A 20935-nucleotide genomic window follows, 5' to 3' on the forward strand; every position below is an offset into this window, starting at 1 on the left:
CCAGTGGGCATCTGATGTCCATTCGTTAGTTGGTATCTATTCGATACCACATCACGCAAGGGACGCAAATCATGAAAATCGCACTGATCGGAGCGACCGGCCGCGCCGGTTCGGAAATCCTGAAAGAACTCGTCCGCCGTGGCCATCAGGTCACTGCTATCGTTCGCAATCCCGAGAAGGTTCAGGCCCAGGCCAACGTCACGGCGAAGAAGGGCGACGTGTTCGACAGGGATGGTCTGGCGGCGCTGCTCGAGGGGCACGATGCTGTCATCAGCTCGGTGCATTTTCTGCAAAGCGATCCGCACAAGCTGATAGATGCGGTGAAGACCTCGGGCATGAAGCGCTATCTGGTCGTCGGCGGCGCCGGCAGTCTCGAAGTCGCGCCCGGCGTCACGCTGGTCTCGACCCCGGAATTTCCTGCGCTCTACAAAGACGAGGCCACCAAGGGCGGCGAGTTTCTCGCGCTGCTGCGGCAGGAGAAGGAACTGGACTGGACCTTTCTCTCGCCGTCGGCGCTGTTTTTCGAGGGGCCGCGCACCGGCACATTCCGCCTCGGCAAGGATCAGCTTCTCACCAGCGACAAGGGCAGCAGCATCTCGTTCGCGGACTACGCCATCGCGCTCGCCGATGAAGTCGAGAAGCCGGCGCATTCCCGGCAGCGGTTCACCGTGGGGTACTGATCTCGGTTGAAGGGCTCCATGTGCGATCCAACAACGTCATGCCCGGGCTTGTCCCGGGCATCCACGTTTTTCCTTTAGAGTTTGCAAAAGGCGTGGATGGCCGGGACAAGCCCGGCCATGACGGATGCATTTGGACTGCGTAGCACCAACCCATTACCTCCGAGGTCATCGCGTCCCTTCCAACGGTCCCTTAAAACTGGCTACACTTGTGCCAGCAATCCGCGCAGCAGACGCGGGCACGAAGGGACGAACGCGATGGACGCCAAGACAACCTCGAACGAGATCCAGCGCCGTATTCTCGGCGCGGTGGACAATGCATTCGACCGGCAGATCGAGACCACAAAGCAGTTCTCCGCCATTCCCTCGACGCGCGGCGCGGAAGGCCCGTGTCAGGACATGATGCATGACCTGCTACGCGAGCGCGGCTACGAGGTCGACGATTGGCATATCGACACAAACGCTCTGAAGGACCTGCGCGGCTATGGTCCGATCGAGCATGATTTCTCCCGCGCCCGCACGGTGGTCGGGACCTATCGTCCGGCGCGAGAGCATGGCCGCTCGCTGATCCTGCAAGGCCACTGCGATGTGGTGCCTGCCGGTCCGCTCGACATGTGGGATACGCCGCCGTTCTCGCCGGTGGTGAGGGACGGCTGGCTGTATGGCCGCGGCGCGGGTGACATGAAGTCCGGCACCATCGCCGCGCTCTACGCGCTGGATGCCTTGCGCGCGGCTGGCCTCAAGCCGACGGCGCGAATCCATTTTCAGTCCGTGATCGAAGAGGAGAGTACCGGGGTCGGCGCGCTCTCGACGGTGCAGCGTGGCTATCGCGCGGACTGCTGCTTCATTCCGGAGCCGACGGGCGGCAAGCTGGTGCGCTCGCAGGTCGGCGTGATCTGGTTTCGCCTCAAGGTGCGGGGCAAGCCGGCGCATGTTTATGAAGCGGGCATAGGCGCCAACGCCATCAAGGCGGCGTACCATCTGCTTCAGGCACTTGAAGTGCTGGAAGAGGAATGGAACAGACGCGCCGCCAGCGACAGGCATTTCAAGGTCGTGAAGCATCCGATCACGCTCAATCCCGGCATCATCAAGGGCGGCGACTGGGCGTCCTCTGTGCCGGCGTGGTGTGATGTCGATTGCCGGATCGCGGTGCTGCCGGGCTGGTCGATCGCCGATCATCAGGCCGAGATCGTCGCCTGCGTCGAAGCAGCCGCATCGAGGCATCCGTTCCTGGCGAAGAACCCGCCGGTGGTGGAATGGTCGGGCTTTCTGTCCGAAGGCTATGAACTGATCGGGGCGGACGAGCCCGAGGCCGTGCTGAGGTCGGCCTATGAGACTGTCCATGGCGCGCCGATGAAGGAGCTGATCTTCACGGCGCTGACCGACACCCGGTTCTACGGCCTCAATCAGGGAACACCGTCGCTGTGCTTCGGCGCTACTGCCGAAGCCATGCACGGCTTCAACGAGCGGGTGGAAATCGAATCGCTGCGCAACACCACGCGGGCCATTGCGCTGTTCGTCGCCGGCTGGTGCGGCGTGGAGGCTGCGTGATCGACCCGGAGGCAATCCTCATCCATTACATTAAGTCGCTAGCTGGCCCGGAAGCGGTTTCATATTTTACTTTAACAACAGGAGCGGCAGCGTGACCCTGCTTGAGATGATCCAGTCGCGGCCGATGCCGTTCGCCGCTCTGATGGGCGTGACCTTCGTCGAGGCCGCCAAGGACAAGGTGGTCGCGACCATGATGGTGCGTGAGGACCTCTGCACGCTGGGTCATTCGATCCATGGCGGCGCAGTGATGGCCTTCGCGGATTCGGTCGGAGCTGCCGCCACCGTCATCAACCTGCCGCCGGATGCCAAGGGCACCACGACCATCGAGAGCAAGACCAATTTCACGGGGGCAGCGAAAGCGGGTTCGATCGTCAGGGCGACCACCACCCCGATCCATCTCGGGCGGCGCACCCACGTCTGGCAGACGAGGATTGAAACCGAGGAGGGGCGGCTGGTCGCCATCGTCACCCAGACCCAGATGATCTTGTGATAAATTAGCCTCGGTGGCTAATTATTGGCCAAAATAGCCCGAAAATCTGCCCTCGGAACCGCTTGAACAAGCGACTGTGAGTTTCGTGGCGTTGCGCCGCAGCGGCAGATTCGGATAGATCAGCCCCCAGACTAAAAGCGTGAAGTGAACAGGTCCTTCCCGCGGGCGCGGCGTTGCGTCCTGCTGGCCGAGAAAAACATAAGATGAATGCGCTTGTCCGGATTGCCTTGAGCCGACCCTATACTTTCGTCGTGCTCGCACTCCTGCTTCTGATTGTGGGGCCTCTGGCTGCCCTGCGGACGCCGACCGACATCTTCCCCGAAATCCGCATCCCGGTGATCGGCGTCGTGTGGCAGTACACCGGCCTGCCGCCGGACCAGATGTCCGGCCGCATCGTGACGCCGTTCCAGCGCGCGCTGACCACGACCGTCAACGACATCGAGCACATCACCGCCAACTCGTACACGACCTACGGCGTTATCAAGATTTTCTTCCAGCCGAATGTCGACATCCGCACCGCGAACGCGCAGGTCACCGCGATCGCGCAGACCATGCTGAGGCAATTGCCCCCGGGTTCGACGCCGCCGCTGATCCTGAACTACAGCGCCTCGACAGTGCCGATCATCCAGCTTGCGCTTGGCGGCGAGGGGCTAACCGAGCAGAACATGTTCGACATCGCAACCAACCAGTTGCGAACGCCGCTAGTCACCGTGCCGGGGGCTGCGATCCCATGGCCGTTCGGCGGCAAGCAGCGCCAGATTCAGCTCGATATCAATCCGACGGCGATGCAGTCGCTCGGCTTGTCCGGTCAGGATGTCGCCAACGCGCTCGCCGCGCAAAACCTGATCACGCCGGTCGGCACCCAGAAGATCGGTAACTTCGAATACAACATTCAGCTCAACAACGCGCCGCGCAAGATCGAGGAACTTGGCAACCTGCCGATCAAGGTCGTTAACGGCGCGACGGTCTATATCCGCGACGTGGCGCAGGTGCGCGACGGCAATCCGCCGCAGACCAACATAGTCCATGTCGATGGCACGCGTTCCGTGCTGATGATGGTGTTGAAGGCGGGCGCGACATCGACGCTCGATATCATCTCGGGCATCAAGCAGAAGATCATCGACACCAAGGATCAGTTGCCGGAACAGCTGCGGGTCAATCTGCTCGGCGACCAGTCGATCTTCGTGCGCGGCGCCATTGCCGGTGTTGCCTTTGAGGGGGTGCTGGCGGCGGCGCTGACCAGCGTCATGATCCTGCTGTTTCTGGGAAGCTGGCGTTCGACGATCATCATCGCGATCTCGATCCCGCTGTCGGTACTCGGCGCGATCATCTGCCTTGCGGCCATCGGCGAGACGCTCAACATCATGACCCTTGGCGGTCTCGCGCTGGCGGTCGGCATCCTGGTCGACGACGCCACCGTGACCATCGAGAATATCAACTGGCATCTGGAGCAGGGCAAGGAGGTCGAGGAATCGATCCTCGACGGCGCGCGGCAGATCGTGACGCCGGCTTTCGTCTCGCTGCTCTGTATCTGCATCGTGTTCGTGCCGATGTTCTTCCTCACCGGCGTCTCTCGCTTCCTGTTCGTGCCGATGGCGCTCTCGGTGATCTTCGCCATGATCTGGTCATTTATCCTGTCGCGCACGCTGGTGCCGACGATGGCGAAGTATCTGCTGCACAAGCACGTCCATCACGAAGAGGGCGCCGAACTGCGGTCGCCCCGAAATCCGCTGGTCGCATTCCAGCGCGGATTCGAAGCCCGGTTCGAGAAGTTCAGAGCCGGCTACCACAGCCTGCTGCACATGGCGCTCGGCCATCGCAAGGTGTTCGTCACGTGCTTCCTCGCCTTTGTCGGATTGTCCTTCCTGCTGGTGCCGTTCCTTGGCCGCAACTTCTTTCCCGCGGTGGATACGGGCCAGATTCTGATTCATGTTCGCACCCAGATCGGGACCCGGGTCGAAGAAACGGCGAACAAGCTTGCGGACATCCAGAAGGTGGTCCGGCAGGTCATTCCGCCCGATATGATCGAGACCATGGCCGACAATATCGGCATGCCGATCTCGGGCATCAACCTGACCTACAACAATACCGGCGTCATCGGCCCGCAGGACGGCGACATCCAGATCAAGCTGAAGGAAGATCACAAGCCGACCGAGGAATATGTGCGTGAGCTGCGCGAGAAGCTGCCGCGCGAATTCCCGGGCGTTTCGTTCGCATTTCTTCCCGCCGACATCGTTAGCCAGATCCTGAACTTCGGTTCTCCCGCTCCGATCGATATTCAGGTGCGCGGCGCGAACACCGCAGGGAACTTCAAATACGCCAACGATCTTCTGCGCCGGATCAAACTTATTCCGGGTGTCGCTGACGCGCGCATTCAGCAGTCACCGAGCAGTCCCAGCTTCGACGTCAATGTGGACCGCACCCGTGCGCAGTATGTCGGTCTCACCGCGCGCGACGTCACTAACAGCATGGTCGTGAATCTCGCCGGCAGTTCACAGGTCGCGCCGACGTTCTTCCTCGATCCGAACAACGGCGTGTCCTATTCGATCGTGATGCAGACGCCGCAATACCAGATCGACTCGCTGAACAAGCTTGAGGCGCTGCCGATCTCGTCTGCGGGTATCGCTACGGCTCCGATGCTGGGCGGCATTGCGGATATCAAGCGGTCGACGTCCAGCGCGGTGGTGTCGCAGTACGACATCCAGACCATGGTGCAGATCTTCGCCACCCCGCAGGGCCGCGATCTCGGTGCGGTCGCCGCCGACATCAACAAGGCGATCGCAGACACCGCCAAGGATCTGCCGCGCGGCAGCCGCGTGGTTCTGCTCGGCCAGGTCGAGACCATGAACAGCGCCTTCGCGGGTCTGCTGTTTGGTCTGCTCGGCGCGATCGTGCTGATCTATCTCCTGATCGTGGTCAATTTCCAGTCGTGGTCCGATCCGTTCGTTATTGTCTCGGCGTTGCCCGCGGCGCTTGCCGGCATTGTCTGGATACTGTTCGCTACCCATACGACGCTGTCGGTGCCCGCGCTGACGGGCGCGATCATGTGCATGGGGGTGGCGACGGCGAACTCGGTTCTGGTGATCGCCTTTGCTCGCGAGCGCTTCGAGGAACTTGGCGATCCGGTCGCCGCCGCGCTCGACGCCGGGTTTGTCCGGTTCCGGCCGGTGCTGATGACGGCGCTCGCCATGATCATCGGCATGACGCCGATGGCGCTGGGCCTCGGCGAAGGCGGCGAGCAGAATGCACCGCTCGGGCGCGCCGTGATCGGTGGCCTGATTTTCGCAACGACCGCCACATTGCTGTTCGTGCCGGTGGTGTTCAGTATGGTTCACAAGAAGCAGCCCGCGACATCCGCGACGGCGCCGGAGATGGTTCATGCAACCTGACAAGACCTCGTCAGTCTCGCCACGCAAGCTGAGACTCTATGGCACCGTCGCCATCGGCGTACTCGCTGCCGTGGTGGTCACCGGGATCATCACCCGCTCGAAGGGCGACGCCAATCTCAAGGAATGGACCGACGCGCAGGCGATCCCGTCGGTCGCCGTCGCTCTGCCGGGGACCAAGCCTCTCAACGCCACGCTCGATCTGCCGGGCCGTCTGGAAGCCTATTCGCGGGCGCCGATCTACGCGCGGGTCAGCGGCTATCTGAAAGGCTGGAATGCGGACATTGGCGCGCAGGTGGCGGCAGGGCAGAAGCTTGCGGAAATCGAAGCCCCCGATCTTGACCAGCAACTGCTGCAGGCCCGCGCTGATCTCATGAACTCGCAGGCGGCCGCCAAGCTGTCGGCTGCCACGCTCGCGCGCCGCAAGACGCTCCAGGCGTCCAACTTCGTCTCGCAGCAGGAAATCGACGAGCGCTCGGCCGACCTTGCCAGCAAGGAAGCGCAGGTCAACGCGATGAGCGCGAACGTGCAGCGGCTCGAGGCGCTGGCAAGCTACAAGAATGTCACCGCGCCGTTTGATGGCGTCGTCACTGAGCGCAACACCGACGTCGGCGCGCTGATAAACGGCGGCACCGGCTCGGGTGCTGCGATGTTCGTGGTATCCGACGTCAAGAAGCTGCGTCTCTATGTGAACGTGCCGCAGAGTTATCTGCCCGGCATCAGGATGGGCGCGAAGGCAACGGTGACGGTTCCGGAATATGCCGGACGCACGTTCCCGGCGACCATCGAGGCCTCGTCGCAGTCGGTCGACGTATCGTCCGGCACGACGCGGATGCAGCTTGCGATCGAGAATCCCAAGGGCGAACTCCGTCCCGGCGCCTTCGCGAATGTCAAGCTGGCGTTGTCCAGCGATGCGCAGCCCCTGAGCATTCCGGCAAGCGCGCTGGTGTTCAACAACAGCGGGTTGCGTGTGGCCACGGTGACTGCGGGCGACAAGGTGCTGTTCAAGGCCGTGACCATCGCGCGCGACCTCGGCCGCGAGATCGAGATCGCCACCGGCCTGTCGCCGGACGACCGGATCATCGTGACGCCGCTCGACGGCATCGCGGACGGCGATCAGGTCCGCATCGCGGGCGCCGGCAAGGATAGCAAGGACGGCAAGCCGCGGACCAGTTCCAACGCGACCACCAAGACCGAGTAACCTTTGGGTTGAGGCGGATTCTATCGCGGGTTGTCCCCGCGAAAGCGGGGGACCCAGAAGCGCCTAGTGCCGCCTTCGCTGGAATGAGCGGTGACGTTTTCCAGTTCACGCCAGCCGCGCTCTAACGCCGGTCCTGGCGCTACTTGCCAACCTTATCCGGGTAGCCGGGATTGGACGGGCTGTCCGCCGGGCAGGCCGCTCGGGATGCGCCGGTCCCGATCCTGCCGGGCGTCGAAGTGTCCGGCACGCCGGGCTGGTTGATGCCGGTATTGCTGCCGGTCGTACCCGGCGACGAGGGAGCCGCAGCAGGTGGTGGGGTTGCCGGAGAGATACCGGGCGAACCCGCAGCCGAGCCACCCGGCGATGAAGGCGGGGCAACCTGGCTGAATGCGGCCAGCATCGAGGTCGCGAGCGAAGCGGCGACCAGCGTGGTCAGAAGCAATTTACGTCGCATTAGAACCTTCATTGCTACTGGAGGCCCAACCCATCACGTGGCACGCCGTTCCGGTTTAGCCGCGCGATGCCTCCATGAGTGCCATGCCGTGAAAATAATCATCCTGCCGCTGTTCGTGTCTTGGAACATTCACCGAAAAAGCGCATTGTGACTTCTGTCGGGCTTTGGATCAGCGTCATGCGTACCGTCGTCGCTCTCGCGCTTCTTTGTACTGTCTCCGCGCCGTGCCTGGCGCAGGAGTTGTCACCCAACTTCTTGAAAAAAGAACCTTATTTTCTCTCGCCGTGGTCCGTCGTCTATGTTGATAACGGCAGTTGCGGTGTGGGCAAGGTGATGAAGGTGACGGGCGCTCTCGGCGCGCTCCGCCGCAAGAAAGCCTGCGTTCCGATGGGACGCGAGCAGGCCTCGCGCGCCGTCGCGATCCCTTGATCGCCGTTTTTCTCACGACCAAAGGAAAGGGCGCCGCGAATGATCGCGACACCCTGATAATTGCGGAAGCCTTGCGGCGCAAATAGCGTTAGTCGGCCTTCAGCACGCCACCGAACTGTTCCCAGCTCTTGCCGTTCCACTTCTGCAGTTGAAGCTGCGTGTAGATCTGGTTGACGCTGTCGGATGTGCTGATCTTGATGCCCGGCAGGGTGGTGGGCAGCGTAATCTCCTTGATGTTCTTCGACTGCTTCAGGATGTTCTCACGCGACAGGTCGTTGCCGGCTTGCTTGAGAAGCTGCTCGAGGACGATGCCCTGCTGATAGCCGTATTGGTAGTTCTGGTCGGCGAGATCGGCGCCGGGCAAGTATTTATTGAAGAAAACGATATAGTCTTTAACGCCTTGGTCGTCCTTCCACTTCGGATCGGTCGGGTCCTTCTGGAAGCCTGCGGAGATGACGCCCTTGACCTTGTCCAGGCCGACCGGCGCAAACGTATTGCCGATCGAGGCCGCCACGAAGTTGACGATGGTCAGTGGTTTCCAGCCCAACTCGTCTATTTTTCGCAGCGCCTGCGCCGCGAATTTGGGTGTCCCTGCGAAGAGGAATGCGTCGGGTGCATTCGCCCTCAGGTTTACGACTTGCGAATCCACCGTCGGATCCGCGACTTCATAGGCCATTGTGACCAGCTTGGTAGCAGAATCGTCTTTGTAAACCGCCTTCATCGCATTGACGAAGTCCTTGCCGAAGTCGTCATTCTGGAAAAGGATTCCGACTTTCGCGTTGGGTAACTGCTCGCGGAAGTACTTCGCGTAGATTTTCCCCTCGGTATCGTAGCTCGGCAGCGCCGTCGTGGTCAGCGGATACTCTTTGGTGTCCGTGAACTTGGTCGCGCCAGTCGTAATGAATGTAGCGGGGACCTTTTTGCTGATAAGATATTTGCTGGTCGCCGAATTGGCGGGGGTACCCAACTGGCCGAACATGAAGGCGACCTCGTCGCTCTCCACCAGCTTGCGGGTGTGTTCCACCGCCTTCGGCGGGCTGAAGGCGTCGTCATAGGTAATCAGGTTGATCTTGCGGCCGTTGACACCGCCGCGATCGTTGAGTGAGTTGACGTAGGCGATCAGGCCCTTGCCAGAGTTGCCGAGCGACGAAGCTGGTCCGCTGAACGGGAAGGTGGCTCCGACCTTGATCTCGGTGGCGGTGACGCCCGGGGCGTCTGCCGCGATAGCAGCCGTGGTCAGCGTGAGCGATGCGGCCAGCGCAGCGAATAATATCCTCGACATAGGTTCTTTCTCTCCCCTGAGCCGCCCGTTCATCCGATGCGGATTATAGTTCGATTTTAGAACTTGAAAGTAGCTTCGGCCAAAAGCGGGTGCAAGCGGAAAGAATCCAGCATTAAAGAAGATTTGTGCGACATAAGCGTCGCCAGCCATCGCAATGCCGATGGAAAAGTATCAATTTCAGACTTAAAAATTGGCGCGGGCCGCCGGCGAGCACCGTCAGCGTTACTCGGTGAATTCGTAGCAGTCGCGGATCAGGGTGTTGAAGAAGTCACCCTTCGAGGGGGCCTGGCAGAACTGGAAGTAGACCTCGCCGGGAACGCCGAAATAGCTATAGGACCGTCCACTCGTGAAAGTGACGTGAAGCTCGCGCGCCGGCGCGTTATAATCGATGCGCGAAATCACGCTTGATGCGACTTGCGGCATGCGGCCCCTCGATGATCCCAACCCGTTGAATATGGGGTGCGGAACGAACGATACCAACCCGCAATGTGTTCGAGACAGACCAGTCCGAGGGATGCCCATGAGCCCGACAACCGTCAAACCGAAGACCACCACCAAGATCAAGCTGGAGCGGCCGCCACTTTACAAGGTGATCCTGCTCAATGACGACTACACGCCGCGCGAATTTGTCGTCAGCGTTCTTAAGGCGGTTTTCCGCATGGGCGAGGAGACGGCGAGCCACGTGATGCTGACCGCGCATCAAAAAGGCGCTTGCGTCATCGCGGTCTATACGCGCGACGTCGCCGAAACCAAGGCCAGGGAAGCGACCGAACTGGGCAAAGCCAAGGGCTATCCGCTGTTCTTCACGACGGAGAAGGAAGAATAGGCGTGGCCGCTTCGACCCAACCATACCGCCGGAATCCTCAAGTTAAATCATAGCTGCCAGTCCGGAGCATCGCCTTGCCTGCGCGCCGCTTCGGACGGTAGCGTGCGACGGATGACATCCGATCCCGCAACGATCCTGCCACCGTTGTTCGCGTGCCTCGAAGCACTCGGCATTGTCGCGCGTCACCTCGATCCTCAGGCCTTTGGTGAAGTGATGGAGGCGGTCGGCACGCCGGACGCAGCGCTGCGCGCGGCTTATTCAGACTTCAAACCGTCCGATCCATCGGATGACGCCGGCAAGCGCCTTGTCGCTGCAAGCGACGAAGCTCTGTCGGCATTCGCCGAATTGCGTGCAGCGCTCGACGGTGGCGATATCCGTACCGTGTTCAAGGCCTTGCGCCATCTGCCGCGTGCGCAGGAGGCGCTTTATCCACTCGCTTCGATGGTTCCAGCGGTGAACGGCTTCTTTCTCGATTCATCCCTGCGTTCCGACGCCGATGTTCTTGCGCGCAGCATGCAGCCGCCGCGTGAGGGCGTGACCGGCGTGATGCACTTCGACAACGAACCGCGCACGCGCGGCGGCTTCTCGCTCTACGTGCCGGAAACCTATGCGCCGGATCGCGCGTGGCCGCTTGTGGTCGCGTTGCATGGCGGCAGTGGACATGGCCGCGGCTTCCTGTGGAGCTGGCTGCGCGACGCGCGCAGCTTCGGTGCGATCCTCGTCGCGCCGACATCCGCGGGAAATTCACTGGGCTCGACATGGGCGCTGATGGGCGATGACAACGATACGCCGAATCTTGCGCGCATTGTGGAGCAGGTCAGCGCGCAATGGACTATCGATCCCAGCCGGCGGCTGCTGACAGGCATGAGCGACGGCGGCACGTTCTGCTATGTCAGCGCGCTCGATGGCGGCTCGCCGTTCACGCATCTCGCGCCGGTATCCGCGGCATTTCATCCGATGCTGATTTCGATGGCCGATGCACGGCGTATACAGGGGCTGCCGATCTTCCTGACGCATGGCGCGCTGGACTGGATGTTTCCGGTCGAGGTCGCGCGGCAGGCGCAGCGCGCGCTATCGGCGGCGGGTGCGAACGTCACGTATCGCGAGATCGACGATCTCAGCCACACCTATCCGCGCGAGATCAATCCATCGTTGCTGGATTGGCTGAAGGCGTAGCCGAGCAGGCCGATGTCGGGCTATAACGGGTCATCAAGCGATCCGGGTTCCCGATGAAGCAAACTACTGTCTCAATTGCATACATTTTCGGCATCGCCGCCGCAGCGCTGATCGTCGCTGCTAATCATGCATCGGCGCACGCGCAGTCGGCGGATCTTGTGCTGTGCGACCGGCTCGCCGCCGATCCCGCCGATCCTGACAAGCCGGCAGATGTGAAGGGCGTCGCCAGCGTCGCCGCGGCCGATGTCGCGACTGCGATCAAATTCTGCAAGCAGGCGTCGGGCGCGCGGCGCGCGATGTATCAGCTCGGCCGCGCCTATGCGGCGAACCGTCAGAGCGCGGAGGCGATCGGCGCATGGCGCAGGGCCGCCGACAAGGGCAGCACGTCGGCGATGGTCGAACTCGGCGTTGCCTATGCGACGGGCGCGGGCCTTGCCAGGGACGAAGCCGCGGCTGCCAAGCTGTTCGAGCGCGCAGCGCAGGGCGGCAATCCACGCGGCATCAGTAATCTTGCGGCGCTGTCGGGCAAGGGTGGTGCCGCACCTGCACCTGCCGATGCGGCACGCTCGCGCAGTCTGCTGGCGAAGGCGGCGGAGACCAACGCGGAGGCGCAGTTTCAGTTGGGACTGATGTTGCAGGATGGCGTTGGCGGCCCGAAGGACGACGCCGGCGCGCGCAACCTGTTCGAGAAGGCGGCAGCGCAGGATCATCCCGGCGCGCTGGAGCGGATGGGCGCATTCGCGAAAGAAGGCCGCGGCGGTCCGCAGGATTCGGGTGCGGCGAAAACCTACTACGAGAAGTCCGCGGCGCTCGGCAACGAGGACGCCAAGGCAGCGCTCAAGCGCGCGGAATGTCCCTATGTGCTCAAGGACAAGTCCGGCAAGGTTGTGACCAATCTCTGCTTCTGAGCTAGCGGAAAGGGGGCTTTCCAACTTTTAGAAAGGCCCCTTTTGCGCCGAGGACCCCGCATGTTTTCAGGGCAAGGCGTGTTTCTTCAGACGGTCCGCCGTTCGCGGACGACCTGCGAACTGATCGCGGTTTCACCCGCGCGATGACGCGGCGTCTTTCCCGCAACTGGACTGAAGTTAAAGATTTCGAGGCTGCGCAAATGCGTCGACGCCCGCGAAACGAATACCGGTGTATCGCCTGCGAGCGCCCGCATGGTCTCGGCGCCGCAGCCCGAGCACGCATAGGTGAATTCCAGCTTGGTCATCGCCCAGCGCACGTCTTTCACCTCCATGAGGTGGCGCCGGCAGTCCGGGCACACGATCACGGCCGGTTTTGCATCCCGGAGCGGCACGTTTTCGAGCATCTGAACTCTCCTTCCTGACCGAAGGACGGTGGACATAGGTGTCTGGAGGCCCTTGCGAAATCGCAGGTGCCGACGACGGCCGGAGTTTACCGTGATGCAGGGGGTAGCTCCCGGGAACTGTTGCGATATGCACAGGAAAGGTGGGCCTGCTAGAGTGCCAAACGCAGCGGGCAGGGGGCGGTTTGATGTCCTTGGTCAGGAGAGGTGAAACATGAAACTTCTTATCGTATGTCTCGCTGCGGCAATCGCCGTCTTGTTTGACGCGGGCTCGTCGCCCACGGCGGCACAAACCTTCCAAAGTTTCATCTGCGCTGACGGGGCGAGCTTTACGGCAGCCTTCCTGAAATATGATCCGAAGCAGGTCCATCTGCAACTCGATGGCAAGGCCGTCGCGCTGAAGAAGCGGTTCACGCTGACGGGTTCACGCTACACCGGCCGCGGCATTACGCTGACGATGAACAAATCCGGCACCATCCTGCGGCACGGCAAGCGCGGGCCGACTGCATGCACGCGGATGTGAGGGCGGCGGGGGCACAGACGAAATGCAGGACGGCGCGGAATCCTTGAACTATCACAACCCAAGGAACTTGAACGGTTCCGTGACCTTGAACTCCTTGCTTGTGTCTCCGGCGAACACATTGGTCTGGTTCGGTCCGAGATCGAGCCGCTTGACCTTACCGGTCTCGTTGGAGAAGTCGATGTTCTTGAGATCGACCCAGAACGTATTAGGTGTCAACGCAGAGTCGAAGAAGTACAGCTTCCGCTTCTGGTCCGCGACCGTGCGCCAGCGTGTTGATGAGATGTTGGGCTCGTCCGGCGTCGAAATGCCGAAAGGGACCGAGACATTGCGGATCACACTGAACACGCTGGCCAGCGCCACGACCGGATCTTCGCTTTTCGGGATTGCGTTGACGTAGAACGAGGCACGAGCAAAGCGGTCAGCCGCGCGGTTCGTCCCCGGCAGCATCACGGTGCCGCCGATCTGTTTCCAGTAGGCGTTCAAGGCAAGCTGCTGGTCGAACGTCGGCGAATTGGTCATGACTTGGTATTTGCGGTTGTGATGGATGATCTGCTTGCCGCCGATATATTCGATAATCGCGCTGTCTCCTGACGCATCGGATATCGACAGATGCAGCGTCGTAAGACGATCCGGCTGACCTGGAACAGCGTCGGTGACAATGGTGAATGGTTCCTGACGAAGTGCATCGACCGCTTCCGACACTGTCGCGAAATTATCAAGTACATACTGCGCCCAGGCAGCGATGGTCAGGCCGGGCTTGCTCTGGTCGAACTTCGGATATTGCGACTCCACCAGCCACAGCACATTCGCGACGAGACCCCTTTCGTTCATCCCGTCGGTGGTCGAAATCTCATAGCCGGTCGCGATGACACTGCCATACTTCGATGCCCACTTAATCGAATTGGGCCCGGCTTCGCCGCTACGCTTCATGCCGCGCGGGAAAATCCACAGATTGGTCTGAACGTCGACCTTCCAGTCCATCGAGCGCGCGGTGATGACATCGTCGCCCTGGCCGAGATAGACGAGCCTGGTGCAGGCATTCGCAACGGAGGAGAAGCCGAACATGGCGGTGATCAGCACTGCGGCAGCATCACGCCGGAGGGATGATTTTTGGGTCATTGGCAAATCCTTCGCTGCAATCGCGTTTTCTGCTTCAAATCAACGTCGCGACGATGAAAGATACTTGCGGATCGCCATTTTGCAAATGTTGCGGTCGCGCCAGTTGTTTTCAAATTCGACCTTGTTTCGCGCCTCGTCTTCGCTACGTTTACGCATTCTCAATCTGGGACAGCTTCATGACTGACCGCATTCTCGTTCTCTATGGTTCCTACCGTTCCGACCGGATGGGCATCCGCCTTGCGGATTTTATCGTGAAGGGCCTGCGCGAACACGGCGCCGAAGTCGAATTGATCGATGCTAAGGCTATTGGTCTGCCGATGCTGGACCGGATGCGCAAGGAATACCCAAAGGGCGAAGTGCCTGCGGCGATGGAAGAGCTTGCGCAGAAGATCATCGCCGCCGACGGCTTCGTGTTCGTCACCGGTGAATACAATTGGGGATTTCAGCCCGGCTTGAAGAACCTCACCGATCATTTTCTTGAAGAATGGTTCTGGCGGCCTGCGGCCATCGCCAGCTATTCTGCGGGACGGTTTTCCGGCGCGCGGGCAGCGTTGGCCTGGCATGGTACGCTGTCGGAGATGGGGATGGTGGTAATCTCGTCGACAATTGCGGTCGGGCCGATTGGACAATCGCTCTCCGAGACGGGTGAGCCGACCGGCGAGGGTGGCAAGGCGCTCGCAAGATCCTTTCCGCGCTTTGCCGATGATCTGATGTGGTGGGTCGAGGCCGCCAAGACCCAGCGCGCGAAGAAGGCGCCGCCATACTAGCTTAACGCGCCAGGTAGATCGCGATCATCCATCGCTCATTCAGCGATGGTGCCATCTCTGGATGTTTGCTCTCTTGAGCCGGGCCCGCTCAGCCACAAGGGCGCGCGGGGCCTTTGTTTCGGGGCTGCCTTGTCGATGATGACAGTCATCATGGTCAATTGCGTGTGGATCAGGGCGGTGTCGTCGGTCTCGGACGCGGCCTTGATCAGCGTGCGCAGATGTTTGAACGCCTGAGCGGACTCCATCGGGGCCTCCCCTGTGTGTTCGATCCGAATGACTTAACTCCAAGGGCTTTCAACAATCTTCGCCACCCTGGCGCGGTTTCGCTGGCCAATTCGCTCCAGCGCGCGAGCGAGTTGATCGTCATCGAACACAGATCGCAGATTGCGGATCGTTGTCTCGTGATCTAGTGGGCTGGACCTCGTGAGGATACGACGCGCTTCCTGAACAGCCGCGATGACAGTTTCCTGATCGTCCATTGTGGACCTCCGCTGTCCCGAACGAGCTGGGATGACAGAAGGTTCAACGGCGACGCCAGCAGTTTTGTTCCCGGCCGCTGATTGCCCGGATTGATTTTTCAAGGTCTGCGCGAGGCGGCGGCCGGGGAAATGGGTTCATGAGCCGGCGGGGGTCATGTAGGCTGGGCATTTTTCAAGGAAACTTTCCCTCGCATTCAGGTGTATCGCCGGTCGCTAGGCACCCAAACCCAAGGAGCCGGATATGAGTACTACCCAAGCGCGCAGCGAGATGAAGCTCGAGGTCGTCGTCATCCCCGTGTCGGACGCCGATCGCGCCAAGAGCTTTTATGGCGGATTGGGATGGAGGCTGGATGCGGACTTCGCCTCCGGAGATGACTGGCGCGTGATCCAGTTCACGCCGCCCGGTTCGGAGTGCTCGGTCATCTTTGGAAAGAACGTGACTGCGGCGGCTCCCGGTTCCGCGCGGGGGCTGTACCTGATCGTGTCCGATATTGAAGTTGCCCGCAACGACCTGCTTGCTCGCGGCGTCAAGGTCGGCGAGGTGTTTCACGGCGTCGGCGATACGCACACCGGCACGGATGAGCCTTTCCTGTCCGGCAGCCACCGGGTCAGCGGCCCGGCTCCAAATCGCGGCAGCTATGGCTCATATGCCTCGTTCAGCGATCCGGACGGCAATGGCTGGCTGTTCCAGGAGATCACCATGCGATTGCCTGGTCGGGTCGAGGCGGGGGATACAGTTTTCACATCCCCGGCAGAGCTCTCGGCGGCGCTGACGCGTGCGGCAATCGCGCACGGGGAGCACGAGAAGCGCACCGGCGGCCAACACGACGCCAACTGGCCGGAATGGTACGCTGCGTACATGGTGGCGGAGCGGGCGGGAACGCCGTTGCCGACATAAGCACTGGCGCGCTTGCAGGATGTTAGCTGTGGCGCAGTCGGGCAGGGCGGAGTAGATACCCCACCCATGGATGAGGCGCGACCGGGCCGTATGGCGAACCCATGCGGCTTCAAGGCTTGTTGCCGGTTTGAAGCAATGAAAGGACAAGAGACATGATCGAGACCGTTGGCATCATCGGAGCCGGCACCATGGGCAATGGCATCGCGCAGATTAGCGCGGCTGCGGGGCTTCCGGTGGTGATGGTGGATATTTCCGACGCGGCGGTGTCGCGTGGCGTCGCGACCATCGGCGGCAGCCTCGATCGGCTGGTCAAAAAAGAAAAGATGACCGCCGCCGACCGCGACGCCGTGCTGGCGCGGATTACTGCGACCACCGACAAATCAAAACTGTCGTCCTGCGATCTGGTGATCGAAGCCGCGACCGAAAACGAGCAGCTCAAGATCAAGATCCTCAAGGACCTCTGCGCACACTTGCAGCCGCGCGCGCTGATCGCCACCAACACCTCGTCGATCTCGGTCACCCGCCTTGCGGCGGCGACAGATCGCCCGGATCGCTTCATCGGCATGCACTTCTTTAACCCGGTGCCGGTGATGCAATTGCTCGAACTGATCCGGGGCTTGCAGACCTCCGACGACACCCACGCCAAGGCGCTCGCCTTCGCCCAGCGTGTCGGCAAGGTCGCCGTCACCGCGAAGAACAGCCCCGGCTTTGCCGTGAACCGCATCCTGTGTCCGATGATCAACGAGGCGGTGTTCGCGTTGCAGGAAGGCATTGCCTCCGCCGAGGAGATCGACGCCGGCATGAAGCTCGGCTGCAATCATCCGATCGGTCCGTTGGCGCTGGCCGACATGATCGGCCTCGATACGATGCTATCGGTGATGGAGGTGTTCTACACCGGCTTCAACGATCCCAAGTACCGGCCCGCGCCGTTGCTGAAGGAAATGGTCGATGCCGGACACCTCGGCCGTAAAACTGGGCGCGGTTTCTACGACTACGGCAAGGCTTGATAAGAGGCGGGTTAAACCCGCCCGGTCTTAAGGCCGCATGAAGGCAAAGTCGGTGTCGGGATCGCAGTTGTCGGCGAGAAAGTGCAGTTCAGACTGCACGTCGGCGACGCTGCGCGCCTCCAGATATTTCGCGACCACGAGGCTGAGCAGCGCGCGGCACACGCCGTCGCTGTCCTGTCCTCCGGCTTTCGCCTCGGCGATCGCCGCTGAGAAGTGACGGCTTGCGATTTCGGATGCGGACATGCGTGTCTCCCTGTCTCGATGGTCCCGGCTTAAGCACGGGAAATTAGACGGCGCCTTGACCCGGATCAAACGGGAAGTGCGCAACGCCGTTTCAAACAGCAATGCGGGAAAATTTGTCCCGGCGAGTTTTTTCTCCAGGCCATGGGCGGAATCTTTGCTGCGCCTATCCGTTTGGATATTGTGCCGGGGTCAGCGCTATGGCCCTCTATGGGCTCACACGGATGTCGTGCGGAGGCCGATATGTTGCTCGTCAGATTGCTGGTTGCGTTAGCTGTCACCATGATCCTCGCCGCCACGCCGGGCACGGCCCGCGCCGCCGATGCGTGGGGCTGCAGTTACGACAAATGCACCGCCTATTGCACCAAGGTGGGCGGGAAGCACTGCACGACTTATTGCGAGCGGCGGCTTCAGGAGAAACGGCGCGACAAGGTCTGCAAATAGCCATGACCTGAATCAATACACGGCGGCAGCGCGGCCATGCGTTGCGCCGGTTGCCTGCGGCGGCGAGGGGCCTTACATCGGGCGCATGACCAGCGCGCCATCAAACCAGCCTTCGCCCGCCATCCACACCTTCCATCCTGACCTGACCGAGGAGAACATCGCGCGCCTCGTCGCGACGTTCTACGGCCGCGCGCGCCAGGACGATTTGATCGGGCCGATCTTCAACGCACAGGTGAAGGACTGGGACCATCACATCGCGCAGATCAGCGACTTCTGGTCGTCGATGCTGCTCAAGACCGGCCGCTACGACGGCCGTCCGATGCGTCCGCATCTGGTACTCCCGCTGAGGGGTGAACACTTCGACCGCTGGTTACTGTTGTTCGAAAAAACCGCGCGCGAAATCTTCGAGAGCGATGTCGCCGAGGCTTTCATCGTCCGCGCCCGCCGCATCGCCGACAGCTTCGAGATGGGCATCGCCACCACGCGCGGCGAGATCGCGCGGCCGAGGCATGGCGTGTGAGAGTTACGTGCGAAAATATGGTCCGGTTCATGGCTGCGCGAGGCGTGCGCGCCGGGCGGTGACGGTCCGTGCCCAGACCTTGTGGAATTTCGCGGCGCGCTGCTTGTCGATATGCGGGCCGATCAGCTTGGTCATGGCGAAAGTGAGGTCCTCGTATTCGTAAGAACAGCTTTCGGCGCGCTTCTTTGGTAGAAATTCCAGCTCGACAACGTCGGCAAACAGCTTCTTGTCCGCGCCATAGGCGATACACAGGACATTGTAGGCCCGCTGCGCGGGCAACGAGTGCTCGTCCGAGAATATATCGACCGGAACGGTGACCTTCGCTCCCTGTGGCATCTGGACGTTGTAACCGTAAGCCGCGCCGAGGATCATTTTGCGCGCCTCTTCCTTGCCGAGGCGAAGCATGAGATAGGCGGCGAACTGATCGGCGGCATCTTCCTGACGGCCCAGGATCGGGATTTGCAGCATGTCGTACACCGCATGGCCGGTCTCGTGCAGGAAGACATCGAGAACCGGACCGAGGATGGTATCGGCGCGGGAAATCCCGATGGGAAGATCCTCCTTCGATGCGTGCTTCAGCATCGCCGCCAGCAGCTCGTAGCAGACTTTGACGACTTCATCGCCGTACCAGGCGTTCGGGACGCCGTCGCAGCCCGCGACCGTGAGGGTCAGCGGATAGGGCAGGCGAAGCGGACTGAGCAACTCCTGCATGTGCTCGAGGGCGCGGCCCTGCTTCATCTGGTCGTAGATCGCCTGATGCGCCGGGTCCTTCGGCGGCACATATTCGTATTTGATCTGGTTGGGTTTGCCTGAAGGGGCCGCGGTCGCGGTGCCGATGGCGGACAGGGACATAACCATGGCCGCCGCGATGCGGAACCGGAGCCCGCCCGTCCGCCGATGGTGGCCGCGCCGTCGCGAGAATGTGAGGGACATCGGTGGTCCTTTCGGGCAGGGGGGCGCCTGACGGGAGTGTAGCGCCGCCGGGGCCCTGCTCAAGATGAAGAAGCTCGACATCGCCGCGCCGAAGTCGGCGTTTGAGGGGCAGCTAAGGCAACCCGCGCCCACAGCGGCGACGTGACGATGACAAACGCGGTCGCGCCGTCGCGCAGGTTTCGCCTGATGCACGTAGACTAGCGCGGGATCGCTTCCCGTAGATGAACCGGGCAGGGGAAGCCGCCGCGATCAGCGCGGCGTGAGGTCGATCGAACGCACGAGGATGCGCGCCGCGCCGGCTTCCAGATTTCCGGCGAGATATTTCTTGGCGGCGCAAGCGGTGATGCGGTCCTGCAATCGCGCGAACTGGTCGCCGCGCTGATTTTCGCGGACGTTGCGCGCCTTCTCGGCGTCGTCCATCGCGGAGTCCGAGACGCCGCACTGAATTTCGGTGTCGCCGTCGGCCATGAAGAACAGGAACGTGCCGGTCTGGTAATCGTGACCCTGGGCGCGAAGGAAGGTGAGTGACATGGGGATCGTCCTTTCAGGCATGTGATGCCGGTGCCCGAAGGAGAGCATAGCACGGATAACGCGCGCCGGGCGCGGTATCTTTGCCGGATGGCGATGCTGGCGTGTCGGCGACGCGGACGTTCAACTCGTCATGGCCGGGTCTGACCCGGCCATCCACGTCTTTCCGGTCTTCTCGCGCGAAGTGAAGGCGTGGATCACCGGGACAAGCCCGGTGATGACGATGGAATGCATGGTGCGGATGACGTCTCGTAGCCCGTAGGGAGCGAAGCGCAATACGGGAGGATGTGCCTGCTAGTTAATGTGACCCCGGATTTCGCTGCGCTTCATCCGGGCCACGCTTGCTCCAACTCTCACGTAAAACTAGACGTCTGTCAGTTCGGTTTCGCTGACAATTTGTTTGAGTGCGTCGATCGTCCCACTAGTAAGATGCTCTTCAAGCTGAACATAGAATGGATACTTCACGTCGATAATTGGGATGGGTTCACCGCTTTGATATTCAACGAAGCTTCCATCTTCATCATTCTTTCGGGAGCCTCGTTCAAATATTTCTCGATAACGTCGGGGTGTAACACCAAAGAAGTGCTCAAAATCAACTGCCGGAAACGTTTGATAGTGATGACCTGCTCCCCGAGTTGCCCTCGTTTATAAGGAGAGTCTGTTCTGGTTCTGCCCCCTGTTGGGGCGGGTTGCAAA

At 61.4% G+C, this 20935-nt stretch carries 28 protein-coding genes; 17 read left to right on the forward strand and 11 right to left on the reverse strand.

All coding sequences use genetic code 11. The features are described from left to right. The first annotated feature begins 71 nt into the window (after nucleotides 1–71). The 5 genes from AC1Q6J_RS13220 (at nucleotide 72) to AC1Q6J_RS13240 (ending at nucleotide 7305) form a co-directional block, all read left to right on the forward strand. The gene (locus AC1Q6J_RS13220) at nucleotides 72–680 is read left to right on the forward strand and encodes an NAD(P)-dependent oxidoreductase (protein WP_492279730.1); all 609 of its coding nucleotides are present in this window, start codon (nucleotides 72–74) and stop codon (nucleotides 678–680) included. 255 nt (nucleotides 681–935) lie between these two features. Next, the gene (locus AC1Q6J_RS13225) at nucleotides 936–2228 is read left to right on the forward strand and encodes an ArgE/DapE family deacylase (RefSeq protein ID WP_492279731.1); all 1293 of its coding nucleotides are present in this window, start codon (nucleotides 936–938) and stop codon (nucleotides 2226–2228) included. A 91-nt stretch (nucleotides 2229–2319) separates the two neighbouring features. Next, nucleotides 2320–2718 carry a PaaI family thioesterase gene (locus tag AC1Q6J_RS13230; protein WP_492279732.1) on the forward strand — a complete coding sequence of 133 codons (399 nt, stop codon included), beginning with the start codon at nucleotides 2320–2322 and terminating at the stop codon, nucleotides 2716–2718. Nucleotides 2719–2921: 203 nt separating this feature from the next. Beyond that, nucleotides 2922–6107, forward strand: a complete 3186-nt coding sequence (locus AC1Q6J_RS13235; RefSeq protein ID WP_492279733.1) for an efflux RND transporter permease subunit — start codon at nucleotides 2922–2924, stop codon at nucleotides 6105–6107. Further along, nucleotides 6097–7305, forward strand: a complete 1209-nt coding sequence (locus AC1Q6J_RS13240; RefSeq protein ID WP_492279734.1) for an efflux RND transporter periplasmic adaptor subunit — start codon at nucleotides 6097–6099, stop codon at nucleotides 7303–7305. The genes AC1Q6J_RS13235 and AC1Q6J_RS13240 overlap by 11 nt, the downstream gene beginning before the upstream one ends. A 139-nt stretch (nucleotides 7306–7444) precedes the next feature. Here AC1Q6J_RS13240 and AC1Q6J_RS13245 read toward each other — a convergent pair whose 3' ends face one another. Next, on the reverse strand, nucleotides 7445–7759 hold the full coding sequence (locus AC1Q6J_RS13245; RefSeq protein ID WP_492279735.1) for a hypothetical protein: 315 nt from the start codon (nucleotides 7757–7759) through the stop codon (nucleotides 7445–7447). Between the two features lie 177 nt (nucleotides 7760–7936). Here AC1Q6J_RS13245 and AC1Q6J_RS13250 point away from each other — a divergent pair, with 177 nt between their 5' ends. Next, nucleotides 7937–8188, forward strand: a complete 252-nt coding sequence (locus tag AC1Q6J_RS13250; RefSeq protein WP_006020341.1) for a DUF6719 family protein — start codon at nucleotides 7937–7939, stop codon at nucleotides 8186–8188. 88 nt (nucleotides 8189–8276) lie between these two features. Here AC1Q6J_RS13250 and AC1Q6J_RS13255 read toward each other — a convergent pair whose 3' ends face one another. After that, complete coding sequence (locus AC1Q6J_RS13255; RefSeq protein ID WP_492279736.1) at nucleotides 8277–9470, reverse strand: ABC transporter substrate-binding protein; 1194 nt, start codon at nucleotides 9468–9470, stop codon at nucleotides 8277–8279. Between the two features lie 222 nt (nucleotides 9471–9692). Beyond that, a complete protein-coding gene (locus AC1Q6J_RS13260) occupies nucleotides 9693–9893 on the reverse strand; it encodes a KTSC domain-containing protein (protein WP_492279737.1) in 201 nt (66 codons plus the stop codon). Between the two features lie 97 nt (nucleotides 9894–9990). On the opposite strand from AC1Q6J_RS13260, the gene clpS reads away from it, so the two are divergent. From clpS to AC1Q6J_RS13275, 3 genes are all read left to right on the forward strand, one after another. Next, nucleotides 9991–10296, forward strand: coding sequence for an ATP-dependent Clp protease adapter ClpS (gene clpS, locus AC1Q6J_RS13265; RefSeq protein WP_492279738.1), 306 nt, complete (start codon nucleotides 9991–9993; stop codon nucleotides 10294–10296). Between the two features lie 111 nt (nucleotides 10297–10407). Then, nucleotides 10408–11472, forward strand: coding sequence for a carboxylesterase family protein (locus AC1Q6J_RS13270; protein ID WP_492279763.1), 1065 nt, complete (start codon nucleotides 10408–10410; stop codon nucleotides 11470–11472). Nucleotides 11473–11525: 53 nt separating this feature from the next. Next, entirely contained in the window at nucleotides 11526–12380 is an 855-nt protein-coding gene (locus AC1Q6J_RS13275; protein ID WP_492279739.1) for a tetratricopeptide repeat protein, read from the forward strand. An 86-nt stretch (nucleotides 12381–12466) separates the two neighbouring features. Here AC1Q6J_RS13275 and AC1Q6J_RS13280 read toward each other — a convergent pair whose 3' ends face one another. Beyond that, nucleotides 12467–12784 carry a hypothetical protein gene (locus AC1Q6J_RS13280; RefSeq protein ID WP_492279740.1) on the reverse strand — a complete coding sequence of 106 codons (318 nt, stop codon included), beginning with the start codon at nucleotides 12782–12784 and terminating at the stop codon, nucleotides 12467–12469. A 211-nt stretch (nucleotides 12785–12995) separates the two neighbouring features. Here AC1Q6J_RS13280 and AC1Q6J_RS13285 point away from each other — a divergent pair, with 211 nt between their 5' ends. Continuing rightward, complete coding sequence (locus AC1Q6J_RS13285) at nucleotides 12996–13304, forward strand: MliC family protein (protein ID WP_492279741.1); 309 nt, start codon at nucleotides 12996–12998, stop codon at nucleotides 13302–13304. A 51-nt stretch (nucleotides 13305–13355) separates the two neighbouring features. Here AC1Q6J_RS13285 and AC1Q6J_RS13290 read toward each other — a convergent pair whose 3' ends face one another. Then, on the reverse strand, nucleotides 13356–14369 hold the full coding sequence (locus tag AC1Q6J_RS13290; RefSeq protein ID WP_492279764.1) for a linear amide C-N hydrolase: 1014 nt from the start codon (nucleotides 14367–14369) through the stop codon (nucleotides 13356–13358). Between AC1Q6J_RS13290 and AC1Q6J_RS13295 the strand changes: the two genes are divergently transcribed. Beyond that, nucleotides 14368–14607 (forward strand): hypothetical protein, encoded by a 240-nt coding sequence (locus AC1Q6J_RS13295; protein WP_492279742.1) that lies wholly within the window; start codon nucleotides 14368–14370, stop codon nucleotides 14605–14607. The two genes, AC1Q6J_RS13290 and AC1Q6J_RS13295, sit on opposite strands and share 2 nt — an antisense overlap. After that, on the forward strand, nucleotides 14600–15190 hold the full coding sequence (locus tag AC1Q6J_RS13300) for an NADPH-dependent FMN reductase (RefSeq protein ID WP_492279743.1): 591 nt from the start codon (nucleotides 14600–14602) through the stop codon (nucleotides 15188–15190). The genes AC1Q6J_RS13295 and AC1Q6J_RS13300 overlap by 8 nt, the downstream gene beginning before the upstream one ends. 35 nt (nucleotides 15191–15225) lie before the next feature. Here the strand turns inward: AC1Q6J_RS13300 and AC1Q6J_RS13305 are convergent, their stop codons facing one another. Beyond that, a complete protein-coding gene (locus AC1Q6J_RS13305; protein ID WP_492279744.1) occupies nucleotides 15226–15435 on the reverse strand; it encodes a hypothetical protein in 210 nt (69 codons plus the stop codon). A 33-nt stretch (nucleotides 15436–15468) separates the two neighbouring features. Then, nucleotides 15469–15669, reverse strand: coding sequence for a hypothetical protein (locus tag AC1Q6J_RS13310; protein WP_492279745.1), 201 nt, complete (start codon nucleotides 15667–15669; stop codon nucleotides 15469–15471). 241 nt (nucleotides 15670–15910) lie between these two features. Between AC1Q6J_RS13310 and AC1Q6J_RS13315 the strand changes: the two genes are divergently transcribed. Together AC1Q6J_RS13315 and AC1Q6J_RS13320 are read left to right on the forward strand one after the other, a co-directional pair. Further along, entirely contained in the window at nucleotides 15911–16567 is a 657-nt protein-coding gene (locus tag AC1Q6J_RS13315; RefSeq protein ID WP_492279746.1) for a VOC family protein, read from the forward strand. 152 nt (nucleotides 16568–16719) lie between these two features. Next, a complete protein-coding gene (locus AC1Q6J_RS13320) occupies nucleotides 16720–17574 on the forward strand; it encodes a 3-hydroxybutyryl-CoA dehydrogenase (RefSeq protein WP_492279747.1) in 855 nt (284 codons plus the stop codon). A 27-nt stretch (nucleotides 17575–17601) separates the two neighbouring features. Here the strand turns inward: AC1Q6J_RS13320 and AC1Q6J_RS13325 are convergent, their stop codons facing one another. Beyond that, on the reverse strand, nucleotides 17602–17817 hold the full coding sequence (locus tag AC1Q6J_RS13325; protein WP_492279748.1) for a hypothetical protein: 216 nt from the start codon (nucleotides 17815–17817) through the stop codon (nucleotides 17602–17604). A 240-nt stretch (nucleotides 17818–18057) separates the two neighbouring features. Here AC1Q6J_RS13325 and AC1Q6J_RS13330 point away from each other — a divergent pair, with 240 nt between their 5' ends. Both AC1Q6J_RS13330 and AC1Q6J_RS13335 read left to right on the forward strand, forming a co-directional pair. Then, nucleotides 18058–18258: a hypothetical protein gene (locus tag AC1Q6J_RS13330; protein WP_492279749.1), complete on the forward strand. Its 201-nt coding sequence runs from the start codon at nucleotides 18058–18060 to the stop codon at nucleotides 18256–18258. A gap of 85 nt (nucleotides 18259–18343) precedes the next feature. After that, on the forward strand, nucleotides 18344–18778 hold the full coding sequence (locus AC1Q6J_RS13335; RefSeq protein WP_492279750.1) for a group III truncated hemoglobin: 435 nt from the start codon (nucleotides 18344–18346) through the stop codon (nucleotides 18776–18778). A 27-nt stretch (nucleotides 18779–18805) separates the two neighbouring features. Here the strand turns inward: AC1Q6J_RS13335 and AC1Q6J_RS13340 are convergent, their stop codons facing one another. Both AC1Q6J_RS13340 and AC1Q6J_RS13345 read right to left on the reverse strand, forming a co-directional pair. After that, nucleotides 18806–19711 (reverse strand): DUF4344 domain-containing metallopeptidase, encoded by a 906-nt coding sequence (locus tag AC1Q6J_RS13340; protein ID WP_492279751.1) that lies wholly within the window; start codon nucleotides 19709–19711, stop codon nucleotides 18806–18808. A gap of 249 nt (nucleotides 19712–19960) precedes the next feature. Beyond that, a complete protein-coding gene (locus AC1Q6J_RS13345) occupies nucleotides 19961–20242 on the reverse strand; it encodes a DUF1488 family protein (RefSeq protein WP_492279752.1) in 282 nt (93 codons plus the stop codon). A 130-nt stretch (nucleotides 20243–20372) separates the two neighbouring features. Here AC1Q6J_RS13345 and AC1Q6J_RS13350 point away from each other — a divergent pair, with 130 nt between their 5' ends. Further along, nucleotides 20373–20501, forward strand: coding sequence for a hypothetical protein (locus tag AC1Q6J_RS13350; RefSeq protein ID WP_492279753.1), 129 nt, complete (start codon nucleotides 20373–20375; stop codon nucleotides 20499–20501). 199 nt (nucleotides 20502–20700) lie between these two features. On the opposite strand, the gene AC1Q6J_RS13355 is transcribed toward AC1Q6J_RS13350, so the two are convergent. Further along, a partial coding sequence (locus AC1Q6J_RS13355; protein ID WP_492279754.1) for a hypothetical protein occupies nucleotides 20701–20935 on the reverse strand: 235 nt, incomplete at its 5' end.

This window comes from Afipia sp. MLSD5-FHT05B12 (assembly GCF_058793355.1).

Coding starts and splice junctions, on each gene's coding strand:
- AC1Q6J_RS13255 (WP_492279736.1), bottom strand. CDS start 9,470: ATGTCGAGGATATTATTCGCTGCGCTGGCCGCATCGCTCACGCTGACC.
- AC1Q6J_RS13260 (WP_492279737.1), bottom strand. CDS start 9,893: ATGCCGCAAGTCGCATCAAGCGTGATTTCGCGCATCGATTATAACGCG.
- AC1Q6J_RS13240 (WP_492279734.1), top strand. CDS start 6,097: ATGCAACCTGACAAGACCTCGTCAGTCTCGCCACGCAAGCTGAGACTC.
- AC1Q6J_RS13220 (WP_492279730.1), top strand. CDS start 72: ATGAAAATCGCACTGATCGGAGCGACCGGCCGCGCCGGTTCGGAAATC.
- AC1Q6J_RS13310 (WP_492279745.1), bottom strand. CDS start 15,669: ATGGACGATCAGGAAACTGTCATCGCGGCTGTTCAGGAAGCGCGTCGT.
- AC1Q6J_RS13275 (WP_492279739.1), top strand. CDS start 11,526: ATGAAGCAAACTACTGTCTCAATTGCATACATTTTCGGCATCGCCGCC.
- AC1Q6J_RS13300 (WP_492279743.1), top strand. CDS start 14,600: ATGACTGACCGCATTCTCGTTCTCTATGGTTCCTACCGTTCCGACCGG.
- AC1Q6J_RS13245 (WP_492279735.1), bottom strand. CDS start 7,759: ATGCGACGTAAATTGCTTCTGACCACGCTGGTCGCCGCTTCGCTCGCG.
- AC1Q6J_RS13340 (WP_492279751.1), bottom strand. CDS start 19,711: ATGTCCCTCACATTCTCGCGACGGCGCGGCCACCATCGGCGGACGGGC.
- AC1Q6J_RS13315 (WP_492279746.1), top strand. CDS start 15,911: ATGAGTACTACCCAAGCGCGCAGCGAGATGAAGCTCGAGGTCGTCGTC.
- AC1Q6J_RS13320 (WP_492279747.1), top strand. CDS start 16,720: ATGATCGAGACCGTTGGCATCATCGGAGCCGGCACCATGGGCAATGGC.
- AC1Q6J_RS13345 (WP_492279752.1), bottom strand. CDS start 20,242: ATGTCACTCACCTTCCTTCGCGCCCAGGGTCACGATTACCAGACCGGC.
- AC1Q6J_RS13325 (WP_492279748.1), bottom strand. CDS start 17,817: ATGTCCGCATCCGAAATCGCAAGCCGTCACTTCTCAGCGGCGATCGCC.
- AC1Q6J_RS13235 (WP_492279733.1), top strand. CDS start 2,922: ATGAATGCGCTTGTCCGGATTGCCTTGAGCCGACCCTATACTTTCGTC.
- clpS (WP_492279738.1), top strand. CDS start 9,991: ATGAGCCCGACAACCGTCAAACCGAAGACCACCACCAAGATCAAGCTG.
- AC1Q6J_RS13335 (WP_492279750.1), top strand. CDS start 18,344: ATGACCAGCGCGCCATCAAACCAGCCTTCGCCCGCCATCCACACCTTC.
- AC1Q6J_RS13270 (WP_492279763.1), top strand. CDS start 10,408: ATGACATCCGATCCCGCAACGATCCTGCCACCGTTGTTCGCGTGCCTC.
- AC1Q6J_RS13250 (WP_006020341.1), top strand. CDS start 7,937: ATGCGTACCGTCGTCGCTCTCGCGCTTCTTTGTACTGTCTCCGCGCCG.
- AC1Q6J_RS13225 (WP_492279731.1), top strand. CDS start 936: ATGGACGCCAAGACAACCTCGAACGAGATCCAGCGCCGTATTCTCGGC.
- AC1Q6J_RS13350 (WP_492279753.1), top strand. CDS start 20,373: ATGGCCGGGTCTGACCCGGCCATCCACGTCTTTCCGGTCTTCTCGCGC.
- AC1Q6J_RS13280 (WP_492279740.1), bottom strand. CDS start 12,784: ATGCTCGAAAACGTGCCGCTCCGGGATGCAAAACCGGCCGTGATCGTG.
- AC1Q6J_RS13330 (WP_492279749.1), top strand. CDS start 18,058: ATGTTGCTCGTCAGATTGCTGGTTGCGTTAGCTGTCACCATGATCCTC.
- AC1Q6J_RS13305 (WP_492279744.1), bottom strand. CDS start 15,435: ATGGAGTCCGCTCAGGCGTTCAAACATCTGCGCACGCTGATCAAGGCC.
- AC1Q6J_RS13285 (WP_492279741.1), top strand. CDS start 12,996: ATGAAACTTCTTATCGTATGTCTCGCTGCGGCAATCGCCGTCTTGTTT.
- AC1Q6J_RS13290 (WP_492279764.1), bottom strand. CDS start 14,369: ATGTTCGGCTTCTCCTCCGTTGCGAATGCCTGCACCAGGCTCGTCTAT.
- AC1Q6J_RS13295 (WP_492279742.1), top strand. CDS start 14,368: ATGGCGGTGATCAGCACTGCGGCAGCATCACGCCGGAGGGATGATTTT.